This is a genomic window from Butyrivibrio hungatei (assembly GCF_001858005.1).
Classification (GTDB): domain Bacteria; phylum Bacillota; class Clostridia; order Lachnospirales; family Lachnospiraceae; genus Butyrivibrio; species Butyrivibrio hungatei.
The window spans coordinates 805,748-818,272 of record NZ_CP017831.1 but is presented as its reverse complement, the minus strand read 5'-3'; the positions used below and the strand labels follow the sequence as shown (position 1 = coordinate 818,272).

Below are 12,525 nucleotides of genomic sequence, written 5' to 3'. Positions count from 1 at the left end.
TCCTCCAATCAAACATAAGCTTATTTAGCTTCTTTTATTTTCGCCTCATAGGCTTTGTTTTTCTTACTGTTTCTAAAGTAGCCACCTATGATCTTGCCAAGTCCACCAAAGAAACGACCATTCACAAGCTCTACAATTCCGTCGACCATCTCCATGCTGACAGCACCTGCAGTCATCTTGGCCATGGCTCTAAATGGCATGTTGTAGATAAAGAGAATGTTAAGATCAGGCTTGCCGCTCTCATCAGCTTTTTTCTTCATGGCTGTGAGACGATCATAAGCAAATCTTGCAAGTCCGCTCCTTGCATAATACATCTGGCATATGGCATCGTTTGGTCCAAGCTTGCCGCTCCACTTTCCATCAGGAATGCTTCTTCCAAGAAGTTTCTCATACTCAGAAGCCTCTACTGACTCGATCTTGCCTGTATAGTATGAAGGAAGCTCTGCCTTATCATAAGGCATAGTATCTGTTGTCTTAGCCTTCATGATGCTGGCTGTAAGCTTTATGTCAGCACTGCTTGCACCGATCATGATCTGATAATTTCCATCTTCTACTTCCCACTTATTTGTCTTTACATTAAAGTAGCGGAAAGTCTTGTCGTCAAAAGCAATTGAAACTTCCTTGCTCTCGCCGACTTTCAAATAAACCTTTGCAAAGCCCTTAAGCTCTTTTTCCGGTCTGAAGACCTTGGCATCTGGTAGTCCCACGTAAAGCTGAGCGACCTCTGCTCCATCGCAGTTTCCTGTATTCTTGATAGTAAAAGATACTTTGTCATCAGTAACCTTGATGTCACTATATTCAAAACTTGTGTAAGAAAGTCCAAATCCAAATGGATAAAGAACTGGAACCTTTGCTGTGTCATAGTATCTATAACCAACATAAAGGCTCTCTCTATACTCAGAAGTTCTCTCCTGACTAGGATAATAGCGATATGCAGGTGTATCCTCTAATCTTCTAGGAATAGTCTCAGAAATCTTACCGGAAGGGTTTACCTTGCCCATAAGGATATCGAGAACTGCGCCAGCGCCTGCCTGTCCATTAAGGTAGCAGTGAAGCATAGCCTTAAGATAGTGATGCCATGGCATTTCAATAGCTGAACCAGCACTGATAACGCCAACAAGGTTAGGATTAACCTGTCCAAGCTCCTGAAGAAGATTGATCTGATTCTGAGGAATCCTCATATGAGTTCTGTCCATTCCCTCTGACTCACTGTCTTCATTAAGTCCAAAGAAGTAAAGAACCACATCTGCCTTAGCCGCTATATCAAGAGCTTCTTTTTTGGTAACTGCATCCTCTTCGCCGTTTCTGGAATAGCCTCTGCTCATACCAACGACCTGAAGGTCATAGGAACTGATCATCTCAGATATTGTCTCGATCTTAGTAGGATTAACAAGTGAAGATCCAGCACCCTGATATCTAGGAACAAATGCGAAATCACCAATAACAGCAACCTTTGTTCCAGCCTTAAGAGGAAGTGTATTTCCTTCGTTTTTCAAAAGAACTGCACTCTCTGATGCTGCTCTTCTGGCAATCTGATGATGTGCGTTCTTGTCAAACTCATCACTCTTGCCCTTAGCATTAGCATGAAGAGTCAAAACTGCATCTAAAAGCTCATCTACTCTGGCGTCCAGGTCTTCCATTTTGATCTTGCCGCTCTCTACTGCTGCAATGAGCTCTCTTGCTGAATCAAGACCAGGATTTGGCATTTCAAGGTTTGAACCTGCTGCAACTCCAAGAGCATGGTCGTTTGAAGCGCCCCAGTCCGTAATTACAATTCCATCAAAGCCCCATTCATCTCTCAAAATATCATTCAAAAGATGCTTGTTCTCGTTGGCATAAACACCATTAACCTCATTGTAGGCAGACATTATAGTCTTTGCCTTTCCCTCTTTTACAGCAATCTCAAAACCTGTAAGATATATCTCTCTTAAAGTTCTCTCATCTATTACTGCATTCATAGCCATTCTGCGAAGCTCCTGAGAGTTTACCGCAAAGTGCTTTGGACATGCATAAACGCCTCGTGACTGTATTCCTCTGACATAGGAAGCCGCCATTTTACCTGCAAGATAAGGATCCTCTGAAAAATACTCAAAGTTTCTGCCACAAAGTGGACTTCTTTTGATGTTAAGGCCAGGTCCCAATAAAACGTTAACCCCTTCTGACATAGCCTCTTCACCAAGAGTTTCGCCGAGAGTCTCTCCAAGTTCTTCATCCCAGCTGTTTGCTATAGTTGCTGCTGTAGGGAAACATGTTGCAGGCAATGATGCGTTAAGTCCAAGATGATCTCCTGCACCTGCCTGTTTCCTGATACCGTGAGGTCCGTCAGAACAGAAAATAGAAGGAATTCCAAGCCTCTCAAAATCTCTGGTCTGCCATTCCCCCTTGCCGCTTAAAAAAGCTGCCTTCTCTTCGATTGTCATCTTCTCAATGATATCTTGATGTTTCATTATTTTCCCCTTTACTAAATAAGTAAGTCTGGTGCCCGCTGATTAAAGCAGGCACCGACTCACATAAAAAATTATTCCTCTGCTGATGTTGCTGCAGGTGCTTCTTCTTTCTTTCTCTTTAAGAAGTTCTTGATGAAGATTGCCATGAGGCAAACCATAAGAGCACCAAAGATAACATCAAGTACGATCATGAGCTTCTTCCAGGAAGCCATTCCCATTGTGAGGTTTTCAGGTGCATAAGCACGGCTGTTGACTACAGTATAAAGAATATTCTTTGTAGCTTCTCTCATAGCCTGCTGAGCGCCGTTTGTATCTCTGAACTGTACATTGTTTGTAGCTGTTGGATAGTTAACAAGCATACAGTCTGTACCGTTTCTGATGGCCTGGTCAGATGACATGTAGCCATATACTCCGAAGTAGTCAGTAAGAACGAAGCCATTAAAGCCCCACTCATCTCTAAGTACTGTCTTAAGGAGTGATGCAGAACCACCTGCCCAACGGTTACCAATGTAGTTGAATGATGACATTACAGCACACATATCAACGTTCTTTACGCAGATCTCGAAAGGTCTAAGGTAAGTCTCACGGATAGCCTGCTCATTTGACCATGTGCAGAGCATATCACATCTATTCTCTTCCTGATCGTTCATAGCGAAGTGCTTGATATAAGCATATACTCCGTTAGCCCATGAACCCTTACAAGCTTCAGAAGCAACATATCCTGAAAGGATAGGATCTTCTGAATAGTACTCGAAGTTACGTCCAGCAAATGCTGTTCTGTGAATATTCATAGCTGGTGCATACCAACCTGAAACATCCATCTCATCAGCCATCTTGCCGATGTAATCACCAAATGAATAAGCAAGCTCTTTGTTGTAAGTAGCTGCAATTGTTACTCCAACAGGGAATCCAAGTGATCCAACACCTGTGAAGTTGTTGTTGATAGAAGCAGGACCGTCACAGTCATTTGTACGAACCTTACCAATTGAATCAACTGAGTTTGTCTGATATCCACCAAGAGAGATAAGAGCATTCATATCATCAAGTGACATGCTGTTAAGAAGCTCATCCCACTTAGGATCGTTCTTATCAAGACCTCTAAGGTCTGCAAGCTTAAGTGTTGTCTCAGCACCAGTTGTAACTGCCTCAGCATTTGCATCTTCATCAGCTGCTGTAGCTTCTGCTGATAAATAGTTGCTGATGTTGTAGAAAGATGCCTTAGCATCTGCTGCCATCTCATAGCTCTTTGGAGCTGCTGTGGCTGCTGCGTAGTTAGCAAATCCATCTGCTCTTGAAAGGTATTCAATATTACCTTCTGCATAATCAAAAGCGTTTGTAGCTGTAACAAGATCGCTCTGTCTTGAGTTTGATCCGCTATAAGTTACTGTAGAATCTACAGTGTATGTCTTAGAATCAATAACATTGTGTGAATCTGAGTTGATTGAGATCACATAGTCACCAGCATCAAGAACGTAAGCCTTTGCGTTCTGGTAATCATATGATGCCATATCTTCTACTGCAAAAGAGATATTGATAGTCTCTGATGCACCTGGCTCAAGAAGCTGTGTCTTTTCAAACTGAACGAGGTTTGTTGAAGCCTTCTCAATTCCACCGTTTTCATAAGGAGGATTGTAGTAAACCTCTACAACATCCTTACCAGCTACAGAACCTGTGTTAGTAACAGTAACATCGAAGCTGATCTTACCATCTGCCTCTGTGATGTCACCCATTGTCTGCTCAAATGTTGTATAAGAAAGTCCATAACCGAATGGGTACTGAACCATCTCATCATAATTGATAAGTCCTTCAAGAGCTGCTGTCTCGTAGAACTTATAACCTACATAGATACCCTCTACGTAGTTGATGAATGATACCTCTGCTGTAGATTCATTTCCTGTGAATCCAGTAGATGTATAAGCAAACTCATCCATGTTTGTATAGTTGAAGTCACCGAAGTTGTTCCACCAAGGTGTCTTTTCCATATCATAAACATAAGTATCGATTGTCTTACCAGATGGGTTAACCTCACCTGTTACGATCTCACCAAGTGCCTCCATACCAACGTGGCCCATGCCTGCAACCCAAAGCACTGACTTGATCTGTGGGTGATCTTTTATAAAGCCAAGCTCAAATGCGTTTGCACCGTTGTAAACAAGAACTACCTTGTCGAAGTTAGAGCAAACAAGATCGATCATCTCTTCTTCTCTGTTTGTAAGCTGAAGATAGTGATCACCTGCATCCCAGTCATTGCCTTCATTTAATGTATCATCATATGTACCAGCTGTGTATGTAGTTCCGTCCATATATGAACCATCAACTACAGCATTCATATCTGTAGGAAGGTCAGCACCCTCACCACCTGAACGGCTGATAACGATCATTGCTGTATCTGAGAAGCTCTTTGCATTTGCCATAAGCTCATCAGTATAAAGAGATACGTTAGGTTCAGGAAGTGTCCAATCCTGATTCCACATTCCAACTACAGGTCTGTCAGCCTTGTAGTCTGTATAGAACTGTGTAAGTTCTGAGTTAGTTTCAATACCAGCGTCTGAAAGAGACTGAAGAAGTGAAATCTGATCATATGCATCGTTAAGAGCACCTGAACCAGCTCCACCAAGGATAGGATTTGTTGAAGCCCATCCAAATACATTTAACTTGCTGCCAGAAGCAACAGGAAGTGTATTGTCATTGTTTTCAAGAAGAACAATACCCTCTCTTGCGATATTCTGTGCAAGAACTGTAGTCTCGTCAGAAGTAGTCTTGGAAATAGTTCCACTTCCACTTACAAGATCGAGCATTGTACTCATAGGACCTGAACAGATCATATTTACACAAACCACAATACCAGTCAGCATAGCTACTAAAGCTGTGCCCCTAACAAGCTTTTTAACAGGCTTATTAAGTTTCATAACTGCAATCATTAATACGACTGCGATAGCGATGATAACACCAATAGCGATCAAATATGATCTGATTGATGTTAAGACGTTAAGGACGTCATCCATATTAATAGATAACATATTTTGAACCTCCCTTTTTATTTAGCACTGCAGGTGTTCAGGCTGCAGTTACTTTCTACGTTTTCCTGCCATTTTGAGTCACTGGCAGGTAACTACATTTTCAGATTATCACAAACAAAAAATCGTGCCGTTTTTGTCACAAACTGCACGATTTTTGTCATGAAATGCATTAAAGCTTTTTTGTCCTATTAAATTACGTTACTCTGCAGTTTCTTCCGATATTTCAACCTCTGTGCTACCTTTAAAGAACTTCATTTCTTCGTTGAGCTTTTCTGCTATGTCCTTAAGACCATTAGCAGATCCAGCAAGTGTAGTAACGGTAGCAGAAAGTTCCTGCATCGATGCCCCTGTCTCTTCTGAGGAAGCTGCATTTTCCTCTGAAATAGCTGATAGAGCACTCATTGTATCAACAACCGCATTCTTGGATGTTTCGCAGGTATCAGCTCCTTCAGAAATGAGCTGAACGCCTCCAACTGTACTTCCGATATCATCAAGCATGCCATTAACTGCCTCAAGGGTTTCTCCAAGAGCAATCTGCTGATCGCTGTTTCCTTTCTTGACCTCTTCTGCAGCAAGAACGGCCGCTTCAGACTGTTCCAGCAGAACCTCCATCTCTTTTCTGATGTCATCTGCCATATCCTTAGAGTCATCAGCAAGCTTACCGATCTCTTCAGCAACTACCGCAAATCCCTTACCTGCCTCACCAGCTCTTGCAGCCTCAATCGAAGCATTGAGTGAAAGGAGATTGGTCTGAGTTGCAATTGAGGTGATGCCTTCTACCTTTTCACTTATAGTATTAACAGCATCCTTAGTTGCCTGGATGGTATTAGCAATATCATCAATCTTAGCTGTCATCTCTGAGGATGAATCCTGAAGAGACTGAAGAGATTTACTTGAAACCTCTGAAGCTTCTTTCATCTTACCAGCAAGGTTTGTAAGATCTCCGGAAGAATTCTGTACACTTCCTACAGCATCACCAATTCGACCAACATTCTCAGAAGCACTCTGAATCTCATCAGCCTGCTGTGTTGCACCTGATGCGATCTCCTGAACTGCATTAGAAACATCTTCTGCAGTCTGTGATATCTGATTAGCCATATCTGAAAGTTCCTCAGATGATTTTCCCACATTATCTGCAGATCTCTTTATATTGGTAACAATACCATCTAATGTTTCAATTAAGGAGTTAGTGGCTTTGGAAATAAGTCCAAATTCGTCTTTTCTGGCATCATGCTTTTCAACCATTTTAAATCTTCCATCAGAAAGAGCTTCAAGCGACCTCTGGACTGCCTTTATAGGCTCTGTAAAACTCTTTGCCATGAGAATCGAAATGATCATCGCTACAATAAGAAGTCCCACTCCAACAGCAATGACAATAATTGCTGATTTTCTAGCAGCTCCAAGCACTTCTGATTTAGCTGTAGCTGTTGCAATGACAAATCCTGAATTGGGATCCCTTGCAAAAGCTATGTAAGAATCATCATAAGCTTTTTCTAGGTAGAAGCCTTCTTCTTCGGTATTAGAAAAGAACTGCATATAAGAAAAGTCTTCGTTAGTATTGTCACCTTCACCTACTACATAAGCTGCATGAGCACATAGAGTACCTTCTCTGTCTACCATAAATGCATTAGTAGTATCTTTTGCCAAAAGCTCGTGAAAATTATTGAGGTCGTAGTTTCTGTGTGCAACACCAACTATCTTGTTGCCATCCATGACAGGTGTCGAGAATGTGATCATTCTCTTTCCAGTTGTCTTGCTGACCATTACGTTAGAAATATAGGTATTACCTTTGATAGCTTCCTGGAAATATTCTCTCTCTGATACATCTATAAAGTCACCCTCTGTCCTGACTACCTGCATTCCAGATGGACCAGCAATAGATGTAATGACGCCATCATTCATGACATCATCAGCTCTTCTGACGATATCCTGAACCTCTTCGTATGGTATGCTGGTATCACCACTAACATATGCCACTACCGTTGGGTTAGAAGCAATGTTTTTGATGGTCGTCAGGTTAGTATTACAAGCATTCTCAAACTGGGATTCTACATACCAAACCTGCCATTCAGCAGCATCTTCAGCATCAAGAAGTGCCTTACTGGTTGAAGTATTGTAACTTACGATAACTGCTACAGCCAGTGGAACTGCCGCAACAAGAATCATGATACCAATAAGCTTAGTCTTAATACTGTCAGCAAATTTTATTCCGTTTGCATTCTTATTTTCTGCAGACATAGTTTTACCTCCATAAAAAGTGGCTTTAAAACGCATATACTCATATATTAATTATATTTTTATTGTCTGAGAAAAAAAGGAATGTACGGTTTTTTAATACTTTTTTAATGGTTATTTAGTTCGTCTTCCTGATTCTATCATTTCTTTTTCAAAAGCTTCAGGGTTTTTAAGGTAATAGTCCTGATGATACTCCTCAGCCTCGTAGAAATTCTTGAACTTTTCGACAGCTACATAAGTCTTCTTGCCAGATTCCTCTTCAAGCTTGTGAATGTGGCTCTGGGCACGAAGTTTTTCCTCTTCTGTGCTGTAATAGATAGCCAGTGTATATGAGAAACCTTTATCGATAAACTGTCCCTCAGGATCAAATGGATCCACATTGGCAAAATAGATATCCAAGAGCTTATCATATGACACTTTTTCAGGATCATATACAAGCTCTATAGTCTCACGATGTCCGGTTTTCTGAGCTTTTACATCTTCATAGGTGGGATTAACCTCATCCCCGCCTGAATAGCCACAGATAACCTTGTCAACTCCATACATCTTGTAAATTGGTGTCACACACCAAAAACATCCCCCGGCAAAATGTGCTTTCATAACCTTTCTCCTCTTTTATGTTTTATATCTATCTGATGTCAGACCTGTTAATTACTTAAGCTCTAAACTATCAGATATGTAATACTTGAAATCATTATCTGAGCAGTACTTCTTGATCTGTCCAATTAACTTATTATCAGTAGTATATTCCAGAAGATAGATATCAAGTCCCTTTCCAGCAGCAAGTTCTACATATTCCTTGAAGTACTTGCTATCTTCTGCCGATTTCTTGGTAAAAGAATCATTGTCCCAATCTATCTCACTAAAGACTGATTCTTGATTAACTGCATCAGCTACATCATCAGCTGATCCATTCTTGGTAATAAACTCTGTGATGTAAGTATCTCCACCGTTTATGCAGACATATTTACCAGTTTTCTTAAGACCTTTGAGAATAGTTGTGAGTCCGTCAAAAATTTTCTTTGTCTTATAATTGTAGTAAACATCAGTGTTATCCACAAAAAAGCCATCAATTTCCTTTGCTACAAGCTCTTTTGCAAGCTTATCTGTGATGAACTTCTGCCAAGACTTATCTGAAACGTCAATCCAGCTCTCCTCTTCCCAATTCTCATAAGCTCCAAGAGACAGATGCTTGTAATCTTCATAATATGGTCTAAAATCCTCTATCGAGCCTACGTTAATATAGCTATAGACTGTGCAGCCGCTATCCTTAAGTTGCCTAATCTCCTTCTTGGTAAAGTACTGAGCATCAATGACTACGATTTCGTAGCTTTTCATCTTGCTAATGGCATCTGAATCCGCACCAATAAAGACTCCGTAAGGGTATTTCTTGGTGGAAGCCTTGGTAGATGCAGATGATGAGAAATTCAAGCTTCCTATAGCCAGTAAAATGAGGGCTACAGCTATTATTAAGTTAGTAACAAGTTTCTTCTTTTTCATAAAAACAAACATAGCAGATAACGGGAGTAAAAACAAATTAAAAAATTGTGAACTGTGAGGGGGTGATACCGGAAGGGTGTTGATTTCCCGGATATCCTTCCTTGGCTTTTAACTACGCTATCAAAAAGAAAAGGCTAGTCAACCACAATGCTGCGATGCGCATGGTTGACTAGCATTTCCTTTTCGATAGTTAGTAGTTAAGCCAAGGAAGGATAGGGGTGTAGCGATTGCCACCACTGATTACCTGCATGCTGCTGTTCTCTCCAGATGCAGGTAATCTACGCCTTCCAACACCCCTTTAATGCAAGTTTTTGTTACCTGCAAGCTGCTGTTTTCTCCAGATGCAGGTAACCTACACCTTCCAATACCCCTTTAATGCAAGTTTTTTATTAACTGCATTCTGATATTTCTTTCAGATGCAGGTAACCTACACCTTCCAATACCCCTTTAATGCAAATTTTTATTACCTGCATTCTGATATTTTCTTCAGATGCAGGTAATCTACGCCTTCCAACACCCCATTAATGCAAGTTTTTTATTACCTGCATTCTGATATTTCCTTCAGATGCAGGTAACCTACACCTTCCAACACCCTATTAATGCAAGTTTTTTGTTACCTGCATTCTGATATTTCCTTCAGATGCAGGTAATCTACGCCTTCTTGAACAATGTCATGAGTGTAGCTGGTTAACTGGAGCAATTTTGTTAAAGAAGGTAAATGGCATGAAAAATCCCCAAATAGATTTATGTTATGAATAACATGAATCTATTTGGGGATTATGAATGTCTTCTGTATCCTGCTAAAAATACTATAGAGCGAAAGTGGAGCATCCGCGCCTTCACACGTCCGTAGGCCAAGAAAGTTCCAGGTGGCCAATCCCCCCCCGGTGCCACTCAACTATGCTTGAGCTTTTTCTCTTCGTACATATTATCATCCATGCGGCGGAAGAATCCATCTCGATCATCCTTGGCCACATCGTAAATCGCATAACCAAGAGAAAGTGAAAGCTTGTAATGTCTACCTTCATTCTCATTAAAGATCTTAAGCTCTTCCCTGATATTTCTGATAATATTTTGCATTTCATAATGACTTGTGTTATTTACAAGTACAATAAATTCATCGCCTGCAAATCTCGTAGCGATTGCCTTATCAGGCTTACTTAAAATAATAACTCTGGCAACATCTACCAGTGCCTCATCACCTGCTGAATGGCCAAGGGTATCATTGATACTCTTGAAGTAATCTACGTCTATCATTATCGCACCGATAACCGCATTCTTATCTTTAAGAAAATTGTCCATCTGATAATCAAGATAAGCTCTATTATACAAGCCTGTCAAAGTATCAAGATAAGAAAATTCATTCTGAAGAGACATATAGATAGCAGTAAGACCTATGGCAAGAGACACCCAGATAAGTGAAACGCCATAGAACATAGCCTGAATACCAGTACCAAGTACGATCGGTCCCATCATCAGATATAATGGGAAAAACTTTGCTTTTCCATATCTCTTTTCATAGCAGATAAGTATCACTATGCTCATTACAAGATATCCCAGATCAACAACATAAAACGCATAGTTTGCATTTAATCTGTGATACACATTTGCCTCATCGATATAAAAGATAATAGGGAAAAAGATGTTTAAAAATGCCACGATCACCATTATCACTGCTGGTATAAAGGCCTTGGTATAGATTCTCTTTACTCTTGCCTTGCTGTTGTAAAGCTTGATGTCCTCATAAAGACACCAGCATGATATAAAGACCGGATTTGACATGAAACAAAAGGTATTGGCAAAAACATTTATAAAATGCCACAGCTTCCCAGGCTTCCCGTCTGAGTAAAAAGAGAAGAAATCTACTACACAGGAAACCATTGTCAAAATAGTTATATATGTAAATATCTTGAGTTCAAGGTCTCTTTTCGCACGCCTTACACGACTGCTCACCAGCAATGCAATCAGTAATATAAAACCCATACAATCAGCAATTGCGACTGCTAATATGTTCAAGAAACTCCTCCTTTAGGAATGAGCATTTTAAGCTCAAACCAATTATCTTTGATGTCAAAGTTAACTGTTCCGTGATATTTCTCCAGGGTATATCTGATACTCTTAAGGCCGAAACCATGATTTCCTTTGTCAGCCTTAGTAGTTACAGGATAGCCGTTTTTCATAGTAATGTGGTTCTCGCAGTAGTTATTGATCTGTATAAGAACAAAGTTTTTCTTAGGAGAAATCGCCATGTGAATAAGTCTTTTCTCTGGATCTTCTATAAGAGATACACTCTCGATAGCATTATCCAAAGCGTTTCCAAATACAGTACAGATATCTGCAACATGCATGAAATCAAGGATATTGCCATCAGCTACGCAGGTGATCTTGATATTATTGGCTCTGCAGTTCATCATTTTACCTGCAATAAGAGTATCAAGAACACTATTGCCTGTCTGAAGCTCAGGACTGTAGGACTCTAGTTCCTGTTCAAGAGTATCGATCCACTTCTTTCGCTCTTCATCACTCATTTCAGAACGAAGACCAGCTATCTGATGCTTTAAGTCATGATACTTCATATTGATCATGTCAAAAGTCGTCTGATAACCTCTGTACTTATCATACTGAGCCTTCAACATGGAATGGATGTTTCTAAGCTCTTTTTCTGCAAGAAGCTCACAGATTCTACTCTGATAAACATATAATATCATTATTCCGGCAATATCAACAAGTGTCCTGATATAAAAAACATCCGCAGTGACTCCTGCTGAAAAAGGAGTGTTCTGAACAATGAAGCTAAGATTACTAAAAGCAAAGATGGCTGCTGCAATAGCAATAGCCGCCCACAACTCATGATAATTAATCTCAAGCTGAAAGATTCCTCTTGTGATGCTGACTTCCATGTAATGAGCCCATGTAAACACAAGCACATACACAGATACCAAGATAAGGATCTGAATGGCATAAGAATCATTCTTGGTAAGGAAAAAGCAGGCAAGCTGCCACTCAAGAGAAGCCGCAAGCTCTGCAAGAAGAAATGCTCTTGCGCAATAGTAACCAACAACATTTCTACTGGTGTCACAAGTAAGATATAAGAAAAGGTACATAAATCCCACCGCAATAAGCATACAGGGGATCCAAAATATAACCGGTAGATTCTTGGTAAATACAAGAAATACACTCTGTACTATCAAAGCAAGCACAGAAAAGATAATAAAGGTCTTGTTTCCAATTTTTCTTTTTAATACCAGACAATAGATCATACAAGCCAGCCATTCGGCAAGGGCTGTATATAATCGTGGTATATCCTGATAAATATTTTCCAT

At 40.3% G+C, this 12,525-nt stretch carries 7 protein-coding genes; all 7 read right to left on the bottom strand.

Annotation, left to right across the window (positions count from 1 at the left end):
- Nucleotides 1-20: 20 nt before the first annotated feature.
- On the bottom strand, nucleotides 21-2,447 hold the full coding sequence (locus bhn_RS04065; RefSeq protein WP_071175483.1) for a glycoside hydrolase family 3 C-terminal domain-containing protein: 2,427 nt from the start codon (nucleotides 2,445-2,447) through the stop codon (nucleotides 21-23).
- Between the two features lie 71 nt (nucleotides 2,448-2,518).
- Entirely contained in the window at nucleotides 2,519-5,467 is a 2,949-nt protein-coding gene (locus bhn_RS04060; protein WP_071175482.1) for a glycoside hydrolase family 3 N-terminal domain-containing protein, read from the bottom strand.
- A gap of 198 nt (nucleotides 5,468-5,665) precedes the next feature.
- A complete protein-coding gene (locus tag bhn_RS04055) occupies nucleotides 5,666-7,705 on the bottom strand; it encodes a methyl-accepting chemotaxis protein (protein WP_071175481.1) in 2,040 nt (679 codons plus the stop codon).
- Between the two features lie 111 nt (nucleotides 7,706-7,816).
- A complete protein-coding gene (gene msrA / locus bhn_RS04050; RefSeq protein WP_071175480.1) occupies nucleotides 7,817-8,302 on the bottom strand; it encodes a peptide-methionine (S)-S-oxide reductase MsrA in 486 nt (161 codons plus the stop codon).
- Nucleotides 8,303-8,353: 51 nt separating this feature from the next.
- Nucleotides 8,354-9,202: an endo alpha-1,4 polygalactosaminidase gene (locus bhn_RS04045; protein WP_083385705.1), complete on the bottom strand. Its 849-nt coding sequence runs from the start codon at nucleotides 9,200-9,202 to the stop codon at nucleotides 8,354-8,356.
- Nucleotides 9,203-10,096: 894 nt separating this feature from the next.
- On the bottom strand, nucleotides 10,097-11,218 hold the full coding sequence (locus tag bhn_RS04040) for a GGDEF domain-containing protein (protein WP_071175479.1): 1,122 nt from the start codon (nucleotides 11,216-11,218) through the stop codon (nucleotides 10,097-10,099).
- Entirely contained in the window at nucleotides 11,215-12,525 is a 1,311-nt protein-coding gene (locus bhn_RS04035) for an ATP-binding protein (RefSeq protein WP_071175478.1), read from the bottom strand. Before bhn_RS04035 ends, bhn_RS04040 begins: the two co-directional genes overlap by 4 nt.